The organism is Arenibacter algicola (assembly GCF_018860365.1).
Lineage (GTDB): Bacteria > Bacteroidota > Bacteroidia > Flavobacteriales > Flavobacteriaceae > Arenibacter > Arenibacter algicola_B.
Genome location: NZ_JAHKPO010000006.1, coordinates 1 through 22,432 on the forward strand (window position 1 = coordinate 1; position 22,432 = coordinate 22,432).

The 22,432-nt window shown below is 39.4% G+C and carries 23 protein-coding genes and 2 tRNA genes; 15 read left to right on the forward strand and 10 right to left on the reverse strand.

The window, feature by feature from the left end; all coding sequences use genetic code 11:
• The first annotated feature begins 532 nt into the window (after positions 1 to 532).
• From thrS to rplT, 4 genes are all read left to right on the forward strand, one after another.
• Positions 533 to 2,473 carry a threonine--tRNA ligase gene (gene thrS, locus KO529_RS06590; RefSeq protein WP_215947142.1) on the forward strand — a complete coding sequence of 647 codons (1,941 nt, stop codon included), beginning with the start codon at positions 533 to 535 and terminating at the stop codon, positions 2,471 to 2,473.
• Between the two features lie 28 nt (positions 2,474 to 2,501).
• A complete protein-coding gene (gene infC, locus KO529_RS06595; protein ID WP_436835195.1) occupies positions 2,502 to 3,056 on the forward strand; it encodes a translation initiation factor IF-3 in 555 nt (184 codons plus the stop codon).
• Between the two features lie 93 nt (positions 3,057 to 3,149).
• Positions 3,150 to 3,347: a 50S ribosomal protein L35 gene (gene rpmI, locus KO529_RS06600; RefSeq protein ID WP_031444751.1), complete on the forward strand. Its 198-nt coding sequence runs from the start codon at positions 3,150 to 3,152 to the stop codon at positions 3,345 to 3,347.
• A gap of 89 nt (positions 3,348 to 3,436) precedes the next feature.
• Complete coding sequence (gene rplT, locus KO529_RS06605) at positions 3,437 to 3,781, forward strand: 50S ribosomal protein L20 (protein WP_031444752.1); 345 nt, start codon at positions 3,437 to 3,439, stop codon at positions 3,779 to 3,781.
• Positions 3,782 to 3,891: 110 nt separating this feature from the next.
• On the opposite strand, the gene KO529_RS06610 is transcribed toward rplT, so the two are convergent.
• The gene (locus KO529_RS06610; protein WP_215947143.1) at positions 3,892 to 4,164 is read right to left on the reverse strand and encodes an EF-hand domain-containing protein; all 273 of its coding nucleotides are present in this window, start codon (positions 4,162 to 4,164) and stop codon (positions 3,892 to 3,894) included.
• A 54-nt stretch (positions 4,165 to 4,218) separates the two neighbouring features.
• Positions 4,219 to 4,641: a secondary thiamine-phosphate synthase enzyme YjbQ gene (locus KO529_RS06615; RefSeq protein WP_215947144.1), complete on the reverse strand. Its 423-nt coding sequence runs from the start codon at positions 4,639 to 4,641 to the stop codon at positions 4,219 to 4,221.
• 118 nt (positions 4,642 to 4,759) lie between these two features.
• On the opposite strand from KO529_RS06615, the gene KO529_RS06620 reads away from it, so the two are divergent.
• Positions 4,760 to 5,557 carry an HAD family hydrolase gene (locus KO529_RS06620; protein WP_215947145.1) on the forward strand — a complete coding sequence of 266 codons (798 nt, stop codon included), beginning with the start codon at positions 4,760 to 4,762 and terminating at the stop codon, positions 5,555 to 5,557.
• A 96-nt stretch (positions 5,558 to 5,653) separates the two neighbouring features.
• Here KO529_RS06620 and KO529_RS06625 read toward each other — a convergent pair whose 3' ends face one another.
• The 6 genes from KO529_RS06625 to tgt all read right to left on the reverse strand — a co-directional run bounded on the left by KO529_RS06625 (position 5,654) and on the right by tgt (position 12,907).
• On the reverse strand, positions 5,654 to 6,919 hold the full coding sequence (locus tag KO529_RS06625; RefSeq protein WP_215947146.1) for an asparagine synthetase B: 1,266 nt from the start codon (positions 6,917 to 6,919) through the stop codon (positions 5,654 to 5,656).
• A 178-nt stretch (positions 6,920 to 7,097) separates the two neighbouring features.
• A complete protein-coding gene (gene dnaB, locus KO529_RS06630; RefSeq protein ID WP_110358106.1) occupies positions 7,098 to 8,645 on the reverse strand; it encodes a replicative DNA helicase in 1,548 nt (515 codons plus the stop codon).
• A 156-nt stretch (positions 8,646 to 8,801) separates the two neighbouring features.
• The gene (locus tag KO529_RS06635; protein WP_031444761.1) at positions 8,802 to 9,755 is read right to left on the reverse strand and encodes an acetyl-CoA carboxylase carboxyltransferase subunit alpha; all 954 of its coding nucleotides are present in this window, start codon (positions 9,753 to 9,755) and stop codon (positions 8,802 to 8,804) included.
• A 43-nt stretch (positions 9,756 to 9,798) separates the two neighbouring features.
• Entirely contained in the window at positions 9,799 to 10,707 is a 909-nt protein-coding gene (locus tag KO529_RS06640; protein ID WP_215947147.1) for a DMT family transporter, read from the reverse strand.
• Positions 10,694 to 11,773 (reverse strand): LptF/LptG family permease, encoded by a 1,080-nt coding sequence (locus tag KO529_RS06645; RefSeq protein WP_215947199.1) that lies wholly within the window; start codon positions 11,771 to 11,773, stop codon positions 10,694 to 10,696. Before KO529_RS06645 ends, KO529_RS06640 begins: the two co-directional genes overlap by 14 nt.
• Before the next feature lie 3 nt (positions 11,774 to 11,776).
• Positions 11,777 to 12,907, reverse strand: coding sequence for a tRNA guanosine(34) transglycosylase Tgt (tgt, locus tag KO529_RS06650; RefSeq protein WP_215947148.1), 1,131 nt, complete (start codon positions 12,905 to 12,907; stop codon positions 11,777 to 11,779).
• A gap of 168 nt (positions 12,908 to 13,075) precedes the next feature.
• On the opposite strand from tgt, the gene KO529_RS06655 reads away from it, so the two are divergent.
• The 3 genes from KO529_RS06655 (at position 13,076) to KO529_RS06665 (ending at position 15,727) form a co-directional block, all read left to right on the forward strand.
• The gene (locus tag KO529_RS06655) at positions 13,076 to 13,921 is read left to right on the forward strand and encodes a transketolase (protein ID WP_215947149.1); all 846 of its coding nucleotides are present in this window, start codon (positions 13,076 to 13,078) and stop codon (positions 13,919 to 13,921) included.
• Positions 13,922 to 13,959: 38 nt separating this feature from the next.
• Positions 13,960 to 14,913, forward strand: coding sequence for a transketolase family protein (locus KO529_RS06660; protein ID WP_215947150.1), 954 nt, complete (start codon positions 13,960 to 13,962; stop codon positions 14,911 to 14,913).
• A gap of 235 nt (positions 14,914 to 15,148) precedes the next feature.
• On the forward strand, positions 15,149 to 15,727 hold the full coding sequence (locus KO529_RS06665) for an outer membrane beta-barrel protein (protein WP_215947200.1): 579 nt from the start codon (positions 15,149 to 15,151) through the stop codon (positions 15,725 to 15,727).
• A gap of 78 nt (positions 15,728 to 15,805) precedes the next feature.
• Here KO529_RS06665 and KO529_RS06670 read toward each other — a convergent pair whose 3' ends face one another.
• Complete coding sequence (locus tag KO529_RS06670) at positions 15,806 to 16,723, reverse strand: FKBP-type peptidyl-prolyl cis-trans isomerase (protein ID WP_215947151.1); 918 nt, start codon at positions 16,721 to 16,723, stop codon at positions 15,806 to 15,808.
• Positions 16,724 to 16,874: 151 nt separating this feature from the next.
• Here KO529_RS06670 and KO529_RS06675 point away from each other — a divergent pair, with 151 nt between their 5' ends.
• The 3 genes from KO529_RS06675 to KO529_RS06685 are packed head-to-tail and all read left to right on the forward strand — an operon-like array spanning position 16,875 to position 18,329.
• Positions 16,875 to 17,249 (forward strand): RNA-binding S4 domain-containing protein, encoded by a 375-nt coding sequence (locus KO529_RS06675; protein WP_215947152.1) that lies wholly within the window; start codon positions 16,875 to 16,877, stop codon positions 17,247 to 17,249.
• Positions 17,233 to 17,820, forward strand: coding sequence for a methyltransferase (locus KO529_RS06680; protein WP_215947153.1), 588 nt, complete (start codon positions 17,233 to 17,235; stop codon positions 17,818 to 17,820). The genes KO529_RS06675 and KO529_RS06680 overlap by 17 nt, the downstream gene beginning before the upstream one ends.
• Positions 17,821 to 17,828: 8 nt before the next feature.
• Positions 17,829 to 18,329 (forward strand): phosphoribosyltransferase family protein, encoded by a 501-nt coding sequence (locus KO529_RS06685; RefSeq protein ID WP_215947154.1) that lies wholly within the window; start codon positions 17,829 to 17,831, stop codon positions 18,327 to 18,329.
• Here KO529_RS06685 and KO529_RS06690 read toward each other — a convergent pair.
• Positions 18,318 to 18,833, reverse strand: coding sequence for a shikimate kinase (locus KO529_RS06690; RefSeq protein WP_215947155.1), 516 nt, complete (start codon positions 18,831 to 18,833; stop codon positions 18,318 to 18,320). The genes KO529_RS06685 and KO529_RS06690 overlap by 12 nt on opposite strands.
• Positions 18,834 to 18,969: 136 nt before the next feature.
• On the opposite strand from KO529_RS06690, the gene KO529_RS06695 reads away from it, so the two are divergent.
• The 4 genes from KO529_RS06695 to KO529_RS06710 all read left to right on the forward strand — a co-directional run bounded on the left by KO529_RS06695 (position 18,970) and on the right by KO529_RS06710 (position 22,432).
• A tRNA-Lys gene (locus KO529_RS06695) sits at positions 18,970 to 19,042 on the forward strand.
• Positions 19,043 to 19,152: 110 nt separating this feature from the next.
• Positions 19,153 to 19,239: transfer RNA gene (locus KO529_RS06700), tRNA-Leu, on the forward strand.
• 887 nt (positions 19,240 to 20,126) lie between these two features.
• Complete coding sequence (locus KO529_RS06705; RefSeq protein ID WP_215947156.1) at positions 20,127 to 21,590, forward strand: phytoene desaturase family protein; 1,464 nt, start codon at positions 20,127 to 20,129, stop codon at positions 21,588 to 21,590.
• 2 nt (positions 21,591 to 21,592) lie between these two features.
• Entirely contained in the window at positions 21,593 to 22,432 is an 840-nt protein-coding gene (locus KO529_RS06710; RefSeq protein ID WP_215947157.1) for a phytoene/squalene synthase family protein, read from the forward strand.

Consider the following 22,432-nt stretch of genomic DNA (forward strand, 5'->3'; position numbering starts at 1 on the left):
CCAAAGCGGCTGCAAATGTACAGCCTTTTTTTTATCCGCCAAGCTTTTTTGAAAAAAAATTATTTTTCTTTTTTCCCGGCACATCAGAAACAGTAACCCTTATGAACGTGGCGCTCCAAACACCCTTTCCGCCGACTCCGTAATTCCTTCGTTAGCGGGGTGCAAATCTACCACCCTTTTTTAAATCCACAAGGATTTTTTGAAACTTTTTTTGCCTTTTTTTAAAGGGCGCGCACAACCCGCTGTCAACAAGCACCTTGCAACACGCAACGACCCCGAAAAAGGGAAAACAATTTAACGCTTTTTCCGATAACAACAAAACAAAGGCCCGTTAAAATTACTGCGGACAGCGTTAGGGGGGCGGAGCGGCATCCCCGAAGCAGGGCAAGGGATACAGCGGAGCACCCGGCCCGACAAATGGAGGGAACGCCAAACAACTATCCTATTATATGTATAAGCATAAAATCGTTCCTATATATTGCCAACATAAATACTAGATGTTATCTTTGCACACTTATTACGACAAAAAAGCATGATCAAAATAACTTTACCCGACGGGAGCATTAGAGAATATGCCGAAGGAACAACACCTTTAGAGGTAGCCAAAAGCATAAGTGAAGGTTTGGCGCGAAATATTATTTCCGCAAAATTTAATGGGGTCACCGTTGAAACCGTAACTCCACTAAAGGAGGACGGATCCCTTATTCTATATAGTTGGAACGACAAAGAAGGAAAAACTGCATTTTGGCATTCCACCTCCCACGTTGTGGCACAAGCTCTTGAAGAATTGTACCCCGGTGTAAAATTGACCATTGGACCAGCCATTGATAACGGATTTTATTATGATGTAGATTTGGCCGAAGGCACCATTTCCGAAAAGGACTTTCCGGAAATTGAAAAGAAAGCCTTGGAAATTGCCAGAGGAAAACACGATTTTAAGATGCGCTCCGCCACAAAGGCAGAAGCATTGGAACTATACCAATCCCAAGGGAACCAATATAAGGTAGAACTTATTGAAAATCTGGAGGACGGTACCATTACCTTCTGTGACCACGACACCTTCACCGACCTATGTAGAGGAGGACACATACCCAATACCGGTATTATAAAGGCTATTAAAATATTGAGCGTAGCCGGTGCCTATTGGAGAGGGAACGAAAAAAACAACCAGTTGACCAGGGTTTATGGTATTTCCTTTCCGAAACAGAAAGAACTTACCGAGTACCTGGAACTACTGGAAGAGGCCAAAAAAAGGGACCACAGAAAATTGGGCAAGGAACTGGAACTGTTTACCTTTTCTCAAAAAGTAGGACAAGGCCTCCCTTTATGGCTTCCAAAAGGAGCTGCTTTACGGGAGCGCTTGGAGAATTTTTTAAAGAAAGCACAGAAGAAAGCCGGATACGAGATGGTGGTTACCCCGCATATCGGACAAAAGGAACTTTATGTAACCTCTGGGCATTATGCCAAATACGGGGAAGACAGCTTTCAACCGATCAAGACTCCAAAAGAAGATGAGGAGTTCTTGTTGAAGCCAATGAACTGTCCACATCACTGTGAAATATACAACACCAAACCATTTAGCTACAGGGAACTTCCAAAAAGATATGCAGAATTCGGAACTGTTTACCGATATGAACAGAGTGGAGAATTACATGGCCTTACCAGGGTACGTGGCTTTACACAGGATGACGCACACATTTTCTGTACTCCGGACCAATTGGCGGATGAGTTTAAAAACGTTATTGACCTAACCTTATATGTATTGGGATCGTTGGGCTTTGGTAATTTTACGGCCCAAGTATCCGTAAGGGATTTGGAAAAACCGGAGAAATATATTGGATCGGTAGAAAACTGGGAAAAAGCAGAAAATGCCATTATAAATGCAGCCAAAGAAAAAGGTCTCGATTTTGTCATAGAAAGTGGAGAAGCTGCGTTCTACGGACCCAAGTTGGATTTTATGGTAAAAGATGCCCTTGGCAGGAACTGGCAATTGGGAACAATTCAGGTAGACTACAACTTACCGGAGCGTTTTGACCTTACCTACAAAGGTAGTGACAATGAATTGCATAGACCGGTAATGATCCACAGGGCCCCCTTTGGAAGTATGGAACGTTTCATTGCATTATTGCTGGAACATACAGGCGGTAATTTTCCACTTTGGCTGATGCCGGAGCAGGCTATTATACTCCCTGTCAGCGAAAAACATGAAATATATGCCCAAAAAGTTTTAAATTCCTTGGAAAATAACGACATTCGCGCCCTCATTGATAACCGAAATGAAACGGTAGGCAAGAAAATACGTGAAGCAGAGATGAATAAAATCCCATTTATGCTGATTGTAGGGGAGAATGAAGAAAAAGAGGAAACCATTTCAATCAGGAGACATGGCGGTGAAGATTTAGGCGCCATATCCGTAAAAGCATTTTCCGACTTGGTATTAAATGAAATAAACAGTACCTTAAAGTCGTTTTAAAAAAAAGTTTAACTAAAAAGATTACGTCATAGCAATTAGAAAAAGATTTAGGCCCCAACCTAGGAGGGAAAACAAAAACCCGCACAACATCAATGAAAGTATTTCATCGCCCACAGTTAGGTTGGTAGGCGACAACATAGAGGTAGGTGTATACAACACCCGCGAAGCCTTGGCGAAAGCAGAGGAACTGGAATTGGATTTAGTAGAAATTTCTCCTAAAGCCGATCCCCCTGTTTGTAAAATAATAGATTACAAGAAATTTCTTTACGAGCAGAAGAAACGGGAAAAGGTCATGAAGGCCAAAGCCACCAAAGTAATCGTAAAAGAAATAAGGTTTGGTCCACAAACGGATGATCACGATTATGAGTTTAAGAAGAAACACGCAGAAAAATTCTTAAAAGATGGTGCCAAGCTAAAGGCTTATGTGTTCTTCAAAGGTCGTTCCATTGTTTATAAGGACCAAGGAGAGATATTATTACTTAAGTTGGCATCCGAATTGGAAGATTTGGGCAAAGTGGAACAAATGCCTAAACTTGAGGGGAAGCGTATGACCATGTTCATTGCCCCAAAAACTAAAAAATAACCTATGCCGTATGGCTTTGGTTACAAAAATAAAATGCTAAATATGTTTTAGCATAAAGATAGTAAGCGAGATAAATTAATAAATAGGAAGAAAATGCCTAAACAGAAAACAAAATCCAGTGCCAAAAAGCGATTTAAGCTTACCGGTAGTGGTAAAATTAAAAGAAAGCACGCCTTTAAGAGCCATATTCTAACGAAGAAGTCTAAAAAGCGTAAGCTAGCGTTAACCCACTCTGGATTAGTTCACGAGGCGGATGTTAACAGTATTAAGGAACAATTGCGTTTAAAGTAATAGTTCCAACGGTAATTATTAACCCTGGAGTTAGGCAGTAAAAGTATTCTACATTAAAGGATCGCCTACTACAAAAAACAATTAAAATTATGCCAAGATCAGTAAATTCAGTTGCTTCCAGAGCCAGAAGAAAAAAGGTAATGAAGCAGGCCAAAGGATACTTTGGAAGACGTAAAAACGTTTGGACAGTAGCCAAAAATGCGGTTGAAAAAGCAATGTTATATGCTTACAGAGATCGTAGAAACAAGAAAAGAAATTTCCGTTCCCTATGGATTACCCGTATCAATGCTGGTGCCAGATTGCACGGAATGTCCTATTCCCAGTTTATGGGCAAGGTAAAAGCCAACAACATAGAGCTAAACCGTAAGGTATTGGCGGATTTGGCCATGAACCACCCAGAGGCTTTCAAAGCTATTGTGAACAAAGTAAAATAAATTAATAAACTTATCTCGCTTATAAGAAAAAACCTGTTCCAAATGGAACAGGTTTTTTTTTATGCTTAGTTCAAAACCTTCAGGAATATCCAACTCAAAACCAACCGTTATCAGGTCGTTTTAATCTTACTGATAGCCGATTTAAATTCTTCCCAATCTATCAACTCATCGCCAGATTTGTCATAACCTTCAATTAACTTAGAAGAAACGATTCCCCTCAAAAATCCACTTATTTCCGCCTTTTTCAGCAATTCAACAATCTCGCTTTTCTTAAGTTTACCATCTCCATCCTCATCAAAAAAGCTATAAGCCTCCTCTGGAGTTTTAAATTTGTTGGTGATCAGGATCTGTATTTTATCTAAAATCATATCTTTTGTAGCCATATCCTATTCATTAAAATGTATAATACACTAATTTACTAAATAAAACGCAGTTGGCTAAACTCCAAAATAGCTTACCACCAAATTGCGACCACTGGCATTATTCCTATGTTCGCACAAATAGATACCCTGCCAAATTCCCAAATTTAATTTCCCATTGCTGATGGGTATCTGTACGGAGGCTCCCATCAAGGAAGATTTTATATGCGCAGGCATGTCGTCCGAACCTTCATAATCATGGAGGTAATAGGGCGCATTTTCCGGAACCAGGATATTCATGTGACTTTCAAAATCGGCCCTTACGGTGGAATCCGCATTTTCATTAATAGTAAGGCTAGCTGACGTATGCTTTATAAATACCTGCAACATGCCTGTTTGAATCGTTTTTATATGGGGAAGGTGCTCCAGTATTGTGCCTGTAATTAAATGGAAACCCCTATTATAAGCCTTTAAACGTAATTCTTTCTGATAAAACAGCATAGCAATTGGTATTTGGAATTTATTCAAATTTCGACAAATATTAAGAAATGTGAAACTTTATCTAAGAAGGCCATAAATTAGGTCAATATCAAATACCTTTGCATCTTAATTTAATTGAATGGATCTATCAAAGGTAAAAATGGTGGTCACCGATATGGATGGCACCCTATTGAACTCCAAGCATGAAGTAAGCAGCAAATTCTTCCAATTATTTGAAGAATTAAAAAAAAGGGACATTAAGTTTGTTGCTGCAAGTGGGCGGCAATATAACAGTATAGTGGACAAGTTGGATTCCATTAAAGAGGATATCATAGTTGTGGCAGAAAATGGAGCTTTTGTTAAAAAGCAGGACCAGGAATTATTGGCTACCCCTTTGGACCAAACCACCATTAAGAATACTATGGAACTATTAAGGAATGTTGAGGGCATACATCCAGTACTATGCGGAAAGAACAATGCCTATATAAATGGAAATTCCGATGATTTTGTAAGTAAATTAAGGGAATATTATTCCGAGTTTAGCATTCTAAACGACATTGCTTCCTTCGATGGCGAAGTCTTAAAAATAGCTATTTATCATTTTGAAAGTTCTGAAAAGTACATTTATCCTTTGGTAAATCATTTAGAATCCGAATTAAAAGTCAAAGTTTCCGGAGAAAATTGGTTGGATATTTCCCATATGAATGCCAACAAAGGTTATGCGCTGCAACATATTCAAGAAAAGTATGGGATTAGCAGACAGGAGACCATGGTTTTTGGGGATTACAATAATGACCTGGAAATGTTGGCAATGGCCGATTTTAGTTTTGCGATGGCGAATGCCCATCCCAATGTTGCCGCGGCAGCAAATTTTAAGACCAAGAGCAATGATGAATACGGCGTGGAGACTGTTTTGGAAAAGCTATTGAATCTTTAAATAACCTGCTGTTTTACACAGGCGGATTATCTACATTTGGGTTAAAAATAATTAATTCCCCTAAGACCACCATGCGGTCTTGATCCCTATTCGATATTAGGTTTTCTGTTTCTTTTTCTGGGCTGCAGGAAACAATACATTGTTTAGAATAAGGCGATAACCGGGAGAGGTAGGATGCAGCTCCAATTCTGTCTTAGGATCCCCTACCCTATGCTGATAGTCTTCCGGATCGTGTCCCCCATAAAAAGTAAAGAATCCCTTTCCTTTAATGCCATGAATATATCTGGCCTCCCCATTAATTTTATTTTCCCCCAAAATCAAGACCGTAGGTTTAATCTCTTCCCTGGCGAATGCAGTGGTCTGCCCCATAAATCCTTTGACCAAGGCTGTATGGTTCTGACATAGCATTGTAGGCACAGGGTCCCATTTTGCAGAGAAATCCATTAAAGAAAAATAATCGGATTCCTTAGGTACATTACCCCGTTTCATCGTCATATCTATGGAAGAAAATTCGTATTGCAACGGATTGCGCTCCAGTATAAAGTTGGTAAAGGCAAAAGTTTTCCCATAGTCCAGCTTAGCTTGATAATTAGCGTCCGATGGGTCTCCATCGAACATTGGCTCGCATATATCCACCTCGTCCGCAGCCAAGGCTATATCAAAACTATCAGTGGCAGAGCACATAGCAAACATAAACCCGCCTCCTATAACATAATTTCTTATTTTTAGTGCTACAGCCCGCTTTTCTTCTGAAACTTTATTAAACCCCAACTTTAAAGCCAATGCCTCTGCCTGCTGTTTACCTTCTATATACCATGGAGCTGCCCTATAGGCCCCATAAAACTTCCCGTATTGCCCCGTAAAGTCTTCATGGTGCAAGTGCAGCCAATCATATAACACCAATTTGTCCTCCAAAACTTCCTCATCATAAATTTGATCATAAGGAATTTCGGCATAAGTAAGCACCATAGTAACAGCATCGTCCCAAGGTGAATTATCCTTAGGGGAATAAACCGCTATTTTTGGAGCCTTCTCTAAAATTACCGCTTCTTGGTTCTGTGAAGGGCTAGCAATTTCTTCTAAAATAACTTGGGTCTGGGAATCTGAAACAATCTCAAAAGATACTCCCCTTATCTGACATTCCCGACGAATGTTTTCCCCATCCGGTAACAAAAAAGATCCTCCCCTATAATTTAACAGCCACTGTACTTTTTGTTGTTTGGTCAATACCCAATAGGTAATTCCGTAAGCCTTTAAATGGTTTTTCTGACTTTCAGCATCCATAGGAATAAGTATGGACGTGGCCGAAATTTCCAGTATAGAAAATAAAATAAAGAAAAGGGAGAAAAAACACTTTTGCATGTACCGATATCTAATGTGCATCTTCCCAAAGATACTGGAAAATTGATATTTCAGTTTTGAAATAGGGTTAAAATTTTCAAAATCACCTATTACTTAGAGCATAGCATAAGCTACTATTTCAGAGCCAATCACCAAAAAGCCAAAAGAATAAGCTATAAGATGAACCAATTTATCACCGTTAAAACGGTACATCGTTATCATCCTGCATGGAATCATCATTCATGGAACTACCAAAGGCTTCGTTGGCATTCGGAAGGTTTTTGGTAATGAAGGGATTATCATCATCGGCGTTCATTTTCGACTGAAATTCAAAAGGAGAATCAAAATCATCCAAGTTGTCAAATTTACCTAAATGCCCAAGGAACTTGAGTCGGATATTTTCCAAACCACCATTTCTATGCTTTGCCACAATAAATTCGGCTTGTCCGGCAGTTGGCGAGCGCTCTTCATCATCCCATTCATCAATCTTATAATATTCCGGTCTGTAGATAAAGGAAACAATATCCGCATCCTGCTCAATTGCTCCAGATTCCCTCAAATCCGATAAAATTGGTCGCTTACTACCACCCCTGGTCTCCACCGCTCGCGATAACTGGGACAGGGCTATAACAGGCACGTTCAATTCCTTGGCCAGGGCCTTGAGGTTCCTGGATATGGTAGATATTTCCTGTTCACGGTTTCCTCCTTTTTGACTTCCTCCTGCCGTCATCAACTGCAAATAATCAATAATGATCATCTTAATATCGTGCTGTGAAGCCAAACGCCTTGCTTTTGCCCGAAGGTCAAAAATGGATAGCGAAGGGGTATCATCAATAAACAAGGGTGCGGTCTCCAAGGCCTTAACCTTAACGTTCAATTGTTCCCATTCATGCTTCTCCAGCCTCCCTGTTCTTAATTTTTCGGAAGACAGGCCCGTCTCCGAGGATATCAATCTGGTAATCAATTGCACAGACGACATTTCCAAGGAAAAGAAGGCTACCCCAATATTGGAGTTTACTGCAATATTTCTGGCCATGGACAGGGTAAGGGCCGTTTTACCCATACCTGGACGGGCTGCCACGATAACCAAGTCACTGGGCTGCCATCCTGAAGTTAGTTTGTCCAATTTGTCAAAACCGGACGGTATACCACTTAGTCCTTCCTTACCTGCAATTTCTTCAATTCTTTTCTTAGCCTGTATCACCAAATTCTGGGCGGTTTCAGCAGAACGCTTCAAGTTACCCTGGGTAACGTCGTACAATTTGGATTCAGCGGTGTCCAATAAGTCGAACACATCTGTAGCATCCTCATAGGCTTCTTCGATAATTTCATTTGAAATCTTGATTAGACTACGCTGGATAAATTTCTGAAGGATAATACGCGCATGAAACTCAATGTGCGCGGAAGAAGCTACTTTTTGGGTTAATTTTATCAGGTAAAAATCGCCTCCGGCACTCTCTAACCGACCATCCTTCTTCAATTGGGACGAAACGGTTAATAAATCCACCGGTTCAGAATTTTCAAACAACTTAAAAATGGCTTCGTAGATATATCTATGGGCATCCTTATAAAAGACTTCAGGATGTAGGATATCTATTACTTCATCGACCCCCTTTTTGTCGATCATCATCGCACCGAGTACAACTTCCTCTAAATCAACAGCTTGAGGGGGAATTTTTCCCTTCTCAAGGCTAATGATGGTCGACTTGTCTATTCGATGACCAATAATGGGGTTCGTTTTTTCCATGAGTGCTAAATTATATAAATAAGAATTAAAAAGAGATTTGGGATATTAACAGTTGTTCAACAATATGCCTGTTGATAAGTTACGAAATTTGTTCATAAGCAAAAAAAAACCGGAGAATTTCCGCTCCAGTTTTTTTTACCTTGACAAAAAGGGATACTATCCATTAAATACCCCCATATTGGCATATTTATCCATTCGGTTTTTTACCAATTCTTTTGGTGATAACTTTTTTAATTCCTCATAATGCGAGGAAATTTTATTTTTTACGATCTCAAAAGTCTTATCCCTGTTGGCATGGGCACCTCCTACCGGTTCACGAACAATCTCATCTATTAATTTCATTTTCTTCATGTCCGTTGCCGTTAGCTTTAAGGCCTCCGCTGCAATTTCCTTGTACTCCCAACTTCTCCAAAGAATGGAAGAGCAGGATTCTGGCGAAATAACAGAGTACCAGGTATTTTCCAACATCAACACCTTATCCCCTACACCAATACCCAATGCACCTCCAGAAGCACCTTCACCAATAATAACAACGATAATAGGAACCTTTAGGCGGGTCATTTCCAAGATATTCCTTGCAATTGCCTCTCCTTGACCTCTTTCCTCCGCCTCAATACCGGGATATGCCCCTGGAGTATCTATTAAACATACTACGGGAATGCCAAACTTCTCGGCAGACTTCATTAAACGCAATGCTTTTCTGTAGCCTTCAGGGTTGGCCATCCCAAAATTCCGCAATTGCCTTGTTTTGGTATTATAACCTTTCTGTTGACCAACGAACATATAACTCTGATCCCCAATTTTACCAAGGCCGCCAATCATTGCTTTGTCATCCTTGACATTACGATCTCCATGTAATTCCAAAAAAGTTTCCCCGCAAATGGCCCTTATATAATCTAAGGTATAGGGTCTGTTAGGATGCCTTGACAACTGCACCCTTTGCCATGCGGTGAGATTCTTATATATTTCCTTTCGGGTCTCAACGAGTTTTTTTTCTATTTGTTTACATGTCTCAGAAACATCAACTTCACTCTCTTCACCGATTATCATGCACTTATCCAATTGCTCTTCCAGCTCTTTAATTGGCAGTTCAAAATCTAAATACTCCATAGGTTTATAGGTTTAGCTCTTTTCAACGAGCAAATATAAAACTTTAATGGGAAGGTAACCCATTAGTCGTTTTTTTTAATTTTTTTCTATTTTTCAAAATCCCGTTTGCCACCACCGTTATCAACACCAATAGTGCCCCGACATAGAAAAGCGGTTTCATTTTTTCACTGTCCCCAAGAAGGAGAACTCCCAATATTATTCCATAGACCGGTTCCAAATTGTTGGTCAACATTACCGTATATGGAGAAATATATTTCAGAATCTTTACCGAAGCAATGAATGCGTAGGCCGTACAGACTGAAGCAAGGATAAATATATACAACCAATCATTAAAGGACAGCTGAAAAAACTTTTGGTCAAAACTACTGGAAAACAACAGATAAATAGACAAAAATAGGACACCACTTCCCAATTCATAAAACGAAATTACCGAAGGTCTTTGCTCTTGTGTTAATTTACCATTGATCAATGAAAAAGTGGCAGATAACAAGGAGGACAACAATGCCAATAGTATTCCATTTAAGTAGCCCGTTTCCACCCTAAACATTATATAAAGGCCCAACATAACGATTAGTCCGAAAACCACTTCATAGCCTACCATTTTACGACCATACCAAAACGGTTCCAACAAGGCCGTAAAAAATGCGCCAGTAGACATTGTTGCCAGAGCAATAGACACATTGGAAACTTTGATGGCCATAAAAAAGGTAACCCAATGCAAGGATACCACGATTCCACCCAAAATTAGCATCAACAGTGTTTTTGGAGATACCTTCAACTGAAATTTCCTAATAAGGATATAGGCCAGGATAATCAGGGAGGCCATCAACATACGATACCAAACCAAAGGAAGGGCGTCAATAGTTATCAACTTGCCAATGACCGCCGTAAAGCCCCAGACAAAAACTATAAAATGTAGGTGAAGATAATTATTGAGCTTAACGTTTGGCATTCTGCAACAAATAAAACGCTATGGCCCCAAACATCACATTGGGAATGATCACTGCCCATAGGGGCGAAAATCCAGATTGTTCTGCGAGGGTCCCAAAAACCTTGTCAAAAAAAATATATATAAATGCCACCCCTATTCCGAAGGCCAAATTTACCCCCATACCTCCACGGCGTTTTACCGAGGATACCGCAACCGCTATAACGGTAAGGATAAATGCAGCAATCGGCAATGCCCAGCGTTTATACTTGACCAATATATAACTATTAATATTGGAAGCACCTTTCCTCTTTTGCGTCTCAATAAATTTATTTAGCTCAAACATATTCTTGGTTTCAGCTATATAGGAAACCGGCGTAAGATCATCGATCTTAAAATCGAAAATAGTATCCAATCTGCGTTTTGTTTCCACAATCTCCTGATTATTAATCAGTTTTCTTTTCTCATACGAAGTGAGCCTATAAACCGTATCCTTCTCTATCCAGCGTATGTTGGCCGCCGATATTTTAAAGTCCAAGGTGTTCTCTTCGTTAAAGCGCTCCATGGTGAAATTATATCCTATCTGTCTGGCCGGATCAAAACTACTGACATAGATATAATCGTTCTCATTTAGTTGATTAAATATATTGGTGGTAACCCTATCCTGTTTTCCCTTCTTTAGATATTTGAAAATAAACTCATTGTATCCCACACTTGCATTGGGCACTATAAACATGCCCATAAAGAACATGATAATTGCAATTATGGAAGCCCCAATTAAATAGGGACGTAGAAATCGCCAATAAGATACCCCAGAACTAAGAATAGCTACAATTTCGGTATTGTTGGCCAATTTAGAGGTAAAGAAAATTACGGATAGAAATAGAAAAATTGGAAACAAGAGATTCCCGATCACAAAAGTGAAATTCAAATAATACATGGCTATTTCTGGAAATGGGACCTCGTTATCGATCATTTTTCCCACCTGCTCGGCCAAATTCGCCATAATTCCAATAGGGACGAACAGCAAGAGCATCACAAAAAAAGTTGCCAGATAGCGCTTAAGTATGTATTTGTCTATTATGGTCAGCACCTAAAGTCGTTTATCCATTTGTTTTACCATTACAGATTTCCATTCATAGAAATCCCCTGCTAAAATATGTTTTCTTGCCTCGCGAACCAACCACATATAAAATCCCAAATTATGAATGGTAGCGATTTGTTTTCCCAAATACTCATTGGCAGCAAACAAATGCCTTAGATAAGCCTTGGAATACTCATGGTCTACAAATGTAGTGCCCATCTCGTCCAAAGGGGAAAAATCGTCTTCCCACTTCTTATTTTTTATATTGATAGTGCCATGTGCGGTAAACAGCATACCATTTCTAGCATTTCTGGTAGGCATCACACAATCGAACATATCTATCCCCAAGGCAATATTCTCTAAAATATTGATGGGGGTACCCACTCCCATTAAATATCTAGGTTTATCCTCTGGTAGTATTTCACAGACCACCTCTGTCATTGCATACATTTCCTCAGCAGGTTCGCCAACGGAAAGTCCGCCAATAGCATTGCCCTCTGCTCCTACCCCTGCAATATATTCGGCCGACTGTCTCCTAAGGTCCTTATAGGTAGAACCTTGAACAATAGGAAAAAAAGTTTGTTCATAATCGTAGACAAAGGGAGTTTTTTCCAAATGCTTAATACAGCGGTCCAACCACCTATGGGTCATGTGCATGGATCTCTTCGCGTAATTGTAATCGCATGGATATGGAGTACATTCATCAAATGCCATGATAATATCAGCACCGATGACACGCTGAATTTCCATCACATTCTCTGGGGTAAACACGTGATAGGAACCATCAATATGGGACTTAAACTTTACCCCTTCTTCCTTTATCTTTCTGTTATCCGATAAGGAATAGACTTGGTAACCCCCACTATCCGTTAAAATATTGCGGTCCCAGTTCATAAACTTATGAAGCCCTCCTGCCTGTTTCAGTATTTCGGTTTTCGGTCTTAAATACAAATGGTATGTATTCCCCAAAATAATATCCGGATTTATCTCCTCCCTCAATTCCTTTTGGTGTACCCCTTTTACGGAAGCTACTGTACCTACAGGCATAAAAATAGGAGTTTCTATCTTACCGTGGTCCGTAATAAGCTCTGCCGCCCTGGCTTTTGTCCTTGTGTCTGAATGTTGTAAGGTAAATTTCAAAAAAATCTATTTAAAGCCGCAAATATAGTCAACTCAAAGCCATTAAATCCTTAACAAAAAAATAAAGTTCTGTTATTGGCAATGATAGTTGATAAAATATTATAATTCCTGCTTGTGTACCCAAAAGATTGCCATTACTTTTGAAAAGTTTAAAAAAATATAGATAAAATGCCAAAACTTCAAGAATTACAAGATTTGACCGTTCAGGTTCGCAGGGACATTCTAAGAATGGTTCATAAGGTAAACTCCGGGCATCCAGGAGGTTCCCTTGGCTGTACTGAATTTATTGTTGCCCTTTACAATGAAATCATGGAGCTTAAGGACGAATTTGACATGGACGGAAAAGGAGAAGATCTTTTCTTTTTGTCCAATGGTCACATATCCCCTGTTTTCTACAGTGTTTTGGCAAGAAAAGGTTACTTTCCTGTTGATGAATTAAATACCTTTAGATTAATTGATTCGCGTTTACAAGGTCATCCTACCACCCATGAAGGTTTACCAGGTGTACGTATCGCATCAGGTTCATTGGGACAGGGCATGTCCGTGGCCTTGGGTGCGGCACAGGCCAAAAAACTAAACAAAGATTCCAAAATGGTCTATACCCTTCACGGTGATGGCGAGTTACAGGAAGGCCAAAACTGGGAGGCCATTATGTATGCTGCCGGTAAGAAAGTAGACAACATTATTGCCACTATAGATTACAATGGCCAACAGATAGATGGGGCTACGGACGATGTACTTCCTATGGGAGACCTTAAGAAGAAATTTGAAGCTTTTGGATGGGATGTTGTGGACATCAAGGAAGGAAATGATCTTGAAGCCATTTTAAAAGGGATGAAGGAAGCCAAGAGTAAAACTGGAAAAGGAAAACCAGTGTGCGTTCTATTGCACACCGTAATGGGACATGGAGTAGATTTTATGATGTACACCCACGCATGGCACGGCAAGGCTCCCAACGACGAGCAATTGGCGACCGCTTTGGCACAGAACCCCGAAACTTTAGGGGATTACTAATCCACAACCTTTTCCAAAAATAATTAAAGAAAATACAGATGAAAAAATATATAGATCAAGGTAAAAATGACACAAGAAGTGGTTTTGGTGCAGGACTGGCCGAATTAGGTAGAACCAACCCAAATGTAGTTGCTTTGTGCGCTGATTTGGTAGGTTCCCTTAAGATGGAGAAATTTATTGAGGAAAATCCAGAACGTTTCTTCCAAATTGGTATCGCCGAAGCCAATATGATGGGTATTGCGGCCGGACTTACCATAGGCGGAAAAATTCCATTTACCGGAACTTTTGCCAACTTTTCCACTGGACGGGTCTATGATCAAATAAGACAATCTATTGCCTATTCCGATAAGAATGTAAAAATCTGTGCTTCCCATGCAGGGGTTACACTAGGTGAAGACGGTGCTACACACCAAATATTGGAAGATTTGGGATTGATGAAGATGTTGCCGGGAATGACCGTCATCAACACCTGTGACTACAATCAGACCAAAGCTGCAACCATTGCCATAGCAGAACACCACGGTCCTGTTTACCTAAGGTTTGGACGACCAAAAGTGGCCAACTTTACCCCTGTAGACCAAAAGTTTGAAATTGGGAAAGCCGTTATGCTGAATGAGGGAACGGATGTCACTATCGTAGCAACCGGGCACTTGGTATGGGAAGCGTTGATAGCAGCCGAAAATTTAGAAAAACAAGGCATATCTGCCGAAGTCATCAACATACATACTATTAAGCCTCTTGACGGCGAAGCCGTGTTAAAATCTGTTAAAAAAACAGGCTGCATAGTTACTGCGGAAGAGCACAATTATTTAGGCGGACTAGGTGAAAGCATCTCTGGATTCCTTGCTACCACGCACCCTACACCACAGGAGTTTGTTGCCACCAAAGATACTTTTGGAGAAAGTGGCACACCTGAACAATTAATGGATAAATACGGATTAAACAATAAAGCTATAGTGAACGCCGTTGTGAGTGTGTTAAAAAGAAAATAATCAGATCCCTTTTAGGGAGATGAGGATTCTTAACATGGAAAATGGCGAAAACTATGGAACAGAACTCAACTAAACTGCTAAAACTACTTATCAGCAATAAAGGTAGAATTTAGCGGTTTTTTTGTGCCATTACCTCACCTTTTCGTGTCAAGATAATTTCTTTTTAGGTTAAACAATTAAAAAGGTTGTGCTTAAAATTGCACAATGTATTCTAATTTTAAAAGAACACAGTATGATGAAGAAAACAGTTTTATTAGCAGCTATTGCCCTTATGGGGATTACAGCACATGCACAAAAAGGTTCAGGATTCGGTGTTAAGGGCGGACTTAACTATGGCGCCAATGGTGATTATTTCGAATCCGCAGAAAACGCCTACAAAGACCCTAAAGGAAATGTGGGATACCACATTGGAATCTTTGGCATCATCGGGGATAAAATTTACCTTAGACCTGAATTGGTCTACACCAAAACAAAATCCGACTACGACAACAATAGTCTGGCTATGAGTAAATTGGATGCTCCAGTATTGCTAGGTGTCAACCTAATTGGACCGTTAAACCTTTTTGTAGGGCCCGCTTTCCAATATATTTTGGACACCGATTATGATGGTATTACGATTGGGGATGTAGAAAATGATTTTACCGTAGGACTAAATATAGGTGCCGGACTATCCTTTGGCAAGTTTGGAATAGACCTAAGATACGAAAGAGGTTTTAGCGAAAATGAGGTAACCGTAGTCGATGGACCATTTACCAATGACCGTATAGACACTAGACCAGACCAATTAATTTTGAGTGTGGCCTTGAAACTATAAAAAAACATCCTTACAGTAACAAAAAATGCCCCCGCAGTTGCAGGGGCATTTTTTATTTAGTGAACCCATGGTTCAATTTCAAATATTTTTATCCAAATAATCGGGAATACCATCGTTATTGGCGTCGCCTAATTCATCCTCGGTAAGGATACCATCACCATCGTCGTCCGTGTCCAAATAATTTGGAAGGCCATCCTCATCGGTATCATCATTAAAGAGATTACCATCCCCATCCAAATCTTCAAGAATAGTACTTACCCCATCCCGATCATGATCGGCAGTATTGACAGCCATTAAGTTTACTTCAAACATTAAAGGTGCATAGGTTGCCCCAGGGGCACTTCCGCTGAAATAAGCAATACCTGAGGGCATAAAAATTAATCCTACCCCACTTCCGGTTACGGTAAAGGTACCATCGCCATTTTCAATTATATCCCCACCCGATTTAAATTTGGGCATTCCTTCCTTAAATCCTTTTATAACTCCAGAATTCCCGGAAACTCCAGATCCCTGCATATCGAACCAGACAGGAGATCCCAGTCTGCTATCGAAAATAGTTCCATCCAAGCGCATACCCTGATACTTTAAATATACAGAATCTACCGGGGTAGGATTTTCACCTAGGCCCTCCCTAGCAACTATATAATATAAGGTATGTGGAATATCAACTTCTTCCGCATCCAATCCCAAATCACTGGAAGATATGTTTATCACCTGCGTAAGGGCATCTTCGAACAGGGATTTCTTGTCTGCATTAGCACCTGCAATGGTATCTATCCTGATCCTTAAGTCGAAACCTTCATCTATAGGTTCCTCAAAATCTTCATAGTTATAAAAATGAGTCTTTAAATAAGCCTGAATTTCAGCATCATTTTCAACAATAACCTCACTTAGCAGTCTGGGAGGTATCACTTCAAAATCATCCCCATCATCCTTTTTACAGGACCAGATAGTCAAAAAAATTAAAGCAAGTAAAAGAAATCTCTTTATATTCATCAGTTTATTTTTATTGGCTTTTAATTACAGGATGCAACCCAATGATTATCATAATAACCATTTCGGCTTCATTGATTTCTTAATTAAAGGGCGCAAGATACAATTTTCAACTATTTTTGTAGAGGACGTTAACAAAGATTTTCAATAGTTTATGCGAATTGACAAATACCTATGGAGCACCCGCTATTTCAAAACGCGAAACATAGCTACGGAGGCCTGCAAAAAGGGACATATAAGAATCAATGAACAAGTGGTAAAACCGTCAAGGGAAGTATATCCCTTGGATAAAGTTGTAGTAAGGAAAAACCAGATCAACTATGAGTTTACCGTACTGGATGTACCCGAAAGCAGGGTAGGTGCTAAATTAGTGGACATCTACCGAAAAGATACCACTCCCAAGGAAGCCTTTGAACACAATGAGCTGTTAAAGTTTTCCAAGGATTATTATAGGAAAAAGGGTGCCGGAAGACCTACAAAGAAAGACAGACGGGATATAGATGGATACTTGGATGAAGAAGCTGAATAAGGAATTTTGGGAACATAAGTATGAGAATGGGGACACGGGATGGGACATAGGTCACATTTCTACCCCTCTAAAGGATTACATAGACCAGCTTACAGATAAGAACTTAAAAATCCTAATTCCAGGTGCCGGTAATGCTTACGAGCTCATTTATTTAGTTGAGAAAGGGTTTTCCAATGTTTTTGTCATTGATATAGCAAGACAGCCTTTGGAACACATAAAAAAAAGAATTCCAAATTTTCCGGAACATCAACTACTGGAAGGCAATTTTTTTGATCTGTCATTAAATAATTTTGATTTGATCCTGGAACAAACTTTTTTTTGTGCCTTGGACCCAAGTTTAAGGACAGAATATGTAAAGAAAATGAAGCAACTGCTAAAACCCAATGGCAAACTGGCAGGGCTCTTGTTTAATTTTCCCCTAACTGAATCAGGACCGCCTTTTGGAGGTAGCCTAGGCGAATATATATCCCTCTTTAAAGAGCATTTTAAAATTAAGACTCTGGAAACCGCATACAATTCCATAAAACCGAGAGCGGATAAAGAACTCTTTTTTATATTTGAATCTAAATAAAAACGACTATGTCCAATAGAATTTTATCTCATGAGCAAATACAGCACAAAATAAAACGTATTGCTTACCAAATTTATGAGACCAATGTTGATGAACCCGAAATTATTATAGCCGGGATTGAAGGGGGTGGATTAAATTTTGCAAAAAAAATTCAGGCCGTACTTCAGAAGATCACCGAGGCCAACATTATTCTGTGCAAAGTAATCATGGACAAGTCCAACCCTTTGGCCAGTGGCGTCAAGACTTCCATTCCAGAATCGGAATATACCAATAAATCCGTTGTCCTGGTAGACGATGTGCTCAATTCCGGAACAACTTTAATATATGGAGTCCATCATTTTCTACGTGTCCCATTAAAACAACTTAAAACGGCCGTATTGGTGAACAGGAATCACAAGAAATACCCTGTAAAGGCAGATTATAAAGGAATTTCCCTTTCCACATCTCTTCAAGAACATATCAATGTAGAATTCAAGGCCAAAAACGATTCGGTGTACCTAAGCGAGTAATTCCTGTATTTCCACAACTAAGGATTCGGGATCCTTATTATCGCACTCAATAATATGATTCGCTTTAAGGTAAAAATTATTGCGCTCAAACAAATGCTTACCAATAAACTCCTGCAGGTCCCCATCGTCTAAATTTTTGATCAAAGGTCTATGTTCTTTTTCCAACATTAACCTTTTTACGAGTCCAGGAATAGAAACTTTTAAATAGAAAACATGATCTGCCAACTCCAACATCGTGTCCATGTTTCCAGAATAACATGGAGTTCCACCACCAGTAGATAGTATAAAGTTGTTTTTTTTGGACAAAACTTCATTTAAATATTCATGTTCTTTTTTCCTGAAAAAAATTTCGCCCTTCCCATTAAAAATGTTGGAAATGGAATCTGCCAGTCCTTCTTCAATGACTTCATCCAAATCTAAAAAACTAATTTTCAATTTCTTAGCCAACAATTTACCTATGGTGGTCTTACCGCTTCCCATATACCCTACCAATACTATTTTCACGCTATTATTTTTTGTAAAATTGGTCTAATTTAATGGTAATTCAAAAAAAATTAAAAATTTCTCAAAAAGGCCTTGCAAAACAAACAAATGATATTATATTTGCACCCGCAAACAACAATAGTTTGCAACACATTTTGACCTGGTAGCTCAGTTGGTAGAGCATCTCCCTTTTAAGGAGAGGGTCCTGGGTTCGAGCCCCAGCCCGGTCACAAAAAAGTTAAGTCTCGTACTTAACTTTTTTTGTTTGAAATAGTTTCTAATTACTTAAATTTAAGAACTATTTAAGCATACATAAAAGTCCTTTAACAAGACTTTTCAAGCCCACGTGGTGAAATTGGTAGACACGCCACCTTGAGGGGGTGGTGTTCGCAAGGACGTGCTAGTTCGAATCTAGTCGTGGGCACCAAAAACCGCTGACTTCTTAAACGAGGTTGGCGGTTTTTTTTATTCCCTTACCCTACTTTGGGCTTAGTCAATAATAAAGGATCAAGAACAATTGTTGTGTTTATGCAAATATTGTGGTTAATCTATAAAGGGACCATGCTTAATTGTTGTGTTTCTGCAAAAATTGGGATTGAGATGATTTGTTGTGTGTTTTTTGTTTGATTTTATCTCTATTTATTGGGCATAATCGAATGAAACTTTTATCAAAATCATTCTTTCATTTTCTTTGCTTGTCCAAAGAAAACGAAACAAAAGAAAAGACCCTTCTTCACTATGTGGCCCCTAAAATCGTTGGATTTTAGGGACCGATGCCATGGCCTAAATTATTTCCAAGGCTTCAATAATTCTTTACGGCCATGTCATCTCCACCACGGAAGAAGACCGACCTAACTACGGACTTCAAGGACAATATTCAACGGTATTCAATAATGGTCAATGATTTATTGACACTATATAGGTTGACGGAACAAAGGAACGGCCTATTTTTATTTTAGTAGTAAATCAAGGGGTTTTCACACCGGGTGTAGGTAGGCGTCCATAGAGCATTTCACCTTAGTGAAAGCGGCCTGGACGCTGCGGCCGTGCAAAGTCCGTAGATTTCAAGAAAAGAAAAATCAGCCTAGCGTTTTTTGGTTCGTTTTTTGGGCGATGCAAAAAATGAACAGAACACGAACTCTGGGATAGTCTATCCTATCTTTATCCAATTCACACACAACTTTTGGGATTGATCCGAAGTTCCAATAAGTGATCTATTAGAAAAATTGCCTTACATATCTAGAAAATAAGCCTTATTTTCATAATATGGCATTTAGCTAAAATTGGAATGCCACAAATTATATACAAATACCTATGGGCAAAAGAGTTATCATCATCGGATCTGGGTTTGCATCGCTTTCTGCATCCTGCTATTTGGCAAAACAGGGATACGATGTGTCTATTTACGAGAAAAACATGACGGTTGGGGGCCGAGCTAGGCAATTTGTCCGGGATGGTTTCACTTTTGATATGGGGCCAAGTTGGTATTGGATGCCGGATATATTTGAAAGTTTTTTCAATGATTTTGGCAAAAAAACATCGGACTACTATCAACTGGATAAGTTGGATCCTGCCTATAACATTTACTTTTCGGACGATGTTATTACCATAGGGGATAGTATGGACAAGATTTGCGAAGAATTTGAGCGAATTGAAAAAGGCAGTGCAGAACCTTTGCGCAAGTTCATTAAAAAAGCACAGGACAATTATGAAATCGCCATTCACAAGATAGTCCTTCGCCCGGGCCTTTCCCCTTTGGAATTGGTTAGTAAAGATACCATAGTGCGTCTGGACCAGTTCTTTAAATCTATAAGTGACGAGGTCCGAAAACGTTTTAAAAACCCAAAACTAATTTCTACCCTAGAATTTCCAGTGCTGTTCTTAGGGGCCAAGCCCAGCAAAACCCCATCCTTTTATAGCTTTATGAATTTTGCCGATTTTGGACTGGGCACCTGGCATCCCAAAGGCGGAATGCACCAGGTTATTAGAGCCATGGAGCTTTTGGCTTTGGAATTGGGTGTCAAAATTTACACAGATCAGGCAGTAACAAAGATTGAAGTAACCAAGGGCAAGGCCACAGGCATTAGTGTTAATGGAAACACCATTAAAGCAGATGTTGTACTGAGCGGTGCCGATTACCACCATTCGGAAACATTGTTGGACCAACAATTTCGCCAATATTCCGAAGCATATTGGAACAAAAAAACCTTTGCCCCGTCCTCCTTATTATTCTATGTGGGGTTTGACAAAAAATTACAAAACGTATCCCATCATAACTTATTTTTCGATACCAGCTTTGAACAACACGCCAAAGAAATATATGATGACCCCAAATGGCCCGAAGCACCGCTCTTCTATGCCAACTTTCCGTCCATCACAGATTCCAGTATGGCTCCCGAAGGATGTGAAACAGGCTTTTTCCTAATTCCCATTGCCCCAGATTTGGAAGACACCCAAGAACTCCGAAATAAGTATTTTGATATTATTTTAAACAGGTTTCAAAAACTTACCGGGCAACAAGTAAAAAATAGTATTCTTTTTAAGGAAGACTTTTGTGTAAATGATTTTATTGACCAATACAATTCCTATAAGGGAAATGCCTATGGCATGGCCAATACCCTGTTGCAAACTGCCTTTCTTAGACCTAAATTACACAGTAAAAAAGTAGATAATCTATTTTTCACCGGCCAGCTTACCGTGCCTGGTCCAGGCGTACCTCCAGCCCTAATTTCCGGAAAATTGGTGTCGGAACTTATTGTTAAATATCAGAAAACTTAAATATGAAGTCAATTTTTGATACCGTTTCCCTGGAATGCAGTAAGCTCGTCACCGAACATTACAGCACCTCCTTTACCTTGGCCACCAAAATGTTGGCTCCGTCCATAAGAGGGGATATATATAACATTTATGGCTTTGTACGGTTTGCCGATGAAATTGTGGACAGTTTTCACGATTATGATAAGTTGTTTTTATTGAATAAATTTGAGAAGGATTTGAAGGATGCTCTGGAACACAAAATAAGTCTTAATCCCATTCTAAATTCATTTCAACATACCTTCCACAAATATGACATTCCACTGCATTTGGTGACCTCATTCCTGAAGAGTATGCGGATGGACTTGGAAAAAAGGATTTGTCTTACTGATAGCCAGTATCAGGAATATATTTATGGCTCCGCGGATGTGGTTGGCTTAATGTGCTTAATGGTTTTTGTACAGGGAGACCAAATAGAGTATGAAAAACTTAAACCCTCAGCTATGGCCTTGGGATCTGCTTTTCAAAAGATGAATTTTTTAAGGGACTTAAAAACAGATTTTGAAGATTTGAACAGAACTTATTTCCCGAACACCAATCTCCAAAATCTGACAGAGGAAGCCAAAAACAAAATTGTTGAAGAAATAAAATCCGATTTTAAATTGGGATATTCCGGCATAATTCAATTGCCCCGTGAAGCTAAATTTGGTGTTTATACAGCATATAGATATTATTTTAAGTTGTTGAAAAAATTGCAGGACACGCCTTCATCGCAGATCATGGGTACTAGAATACGGGTTTCCAATCTACACAAATTTAGATTATTGGTCAATTCGTATATTAACTACAAATTAAAACTGGTTTAG

Coding starts and splice junctions, on each gene's coding strand:
- thrS (WP_215947142.1), top strand. CDS start 533: ATGATCAAAATAACTTTACCCGACGGGAGCATTAGAGAATATGCCGAA.
- rpmI (WP_031444751.1), top strand. CDS start 3,150: ATGCCTAAACAGAAAACAAAATCCAGTGCCAAAAAGCGATTTAAGCTT.
- rplT (WP_031444752.1), top strand. CDS start 3,437: ATGCCAAGATCAGTAAATTCAGTTGCTTCCAGAGCCAGAAGAAAAAAG.
- KO529_RS06610 (WP_215947143.1), bottom strand. CDS start 4,164: ATGGCTACAAAAGATATGATTTTAGATAAAATACAGATCCTGATCACC.
- KO529_RS06615 (WP_215947144.1), bottom strand. CDS start 4,641: ATGCTGTTTTATCAGAAAGAATTACGTTTAAAGGCTTATAATAGGGGT.
- KO529_RS06620 (WP_215947145.1), top strand. CDS start 4,760: ATGGATCTATCAAAGGTAAAAATGGTGGTCACCGATATGGATGGCACC.
- KO529_RS06625 (WP_215947146.1), bottom strand. CDS start 6,919: ATGCAAAAGTGTTTTTTCTCCCTTTTCTTTATTTTATTTTCTATACTG.
- dnaB (WP_110358106.1), bottom strand. CDS start 8,645: ATGGAAAAAACGAACCCCATTATTGGTCATCGAATAGACAAGTCGACC.
- KO529_RS06635 (WP_031444761.1), bottom strand. CDS start 9,755: ATGGAGTATTTAGATTTTGAACTGCCAATTAAAGAGCTGGAAGAGCAA.
- KO529_RS06640 (WP_215947147.1), bottom strand. CDS start 10,707: ATGCCAAACGTTAAGCTCAATAATTATCTTCACCTACATTTTATAGTT.
- KO529_RS06655 (WP_215947149.1), top strand. CDS start 13,076: ATGCCAAAACTTCAAGAATTACAAGATTTGACCGTTCAGGTTCGCAGG.
- KO529_RS06660 (WP_215947150.1), top strand. CDS start 13,960: ATGAAAAAATATATAGATCAAGGTAAAAATGACACAAGAAGTGGTTTT.
- KO529_RS06665 (WP_215947200.1), top strand. CDS start 15,149: ATGAAGAAAACAGTTTTATTAGCAGCTATTGCCCTTATGGGGATTACA.
- KO529_RS06670 (WP_215947151.1), bottom strand. CDS start 16,723: ATGAATATAAAGAGATTTCTTTTACTTGCTTTAATTTTTTTGACTATC.
- KO529_RS06675 (WP_215947152.1), top strand. CDS start 16,875: ATGCGAATTGACAAATACCTATGGAGCACCCGCTATTTCAAAACGCGA.
- KO529_RS06680 (WP_215947153.1), top strand. CDS start 17,233: ATGAAGAAGCTGAATAAGGAATTTTGGGAACATAAGTATGAGAATGGG.
- KO529_RS06685 (WP_215947154.1), top strand. CDS start 17,829: ATGTCCAATAGAATTTTATCTCATGAGCAAATACAGCACAAAATAAAA.
- KO529_RS06705 (WP_215947156.1), top strand. CDS start 20,127: ATGGGCAAAAGAGTTATCATCATCGGATCTGGGTTTGCATCGCTTTCT.
- KO529_RS06710 (WP_215947157.1), top strand. CDS start 21,593: ATGAAGTCAATTTTTGATACCGTTTCCCTGGAATGCAGTAAGCTCGTC.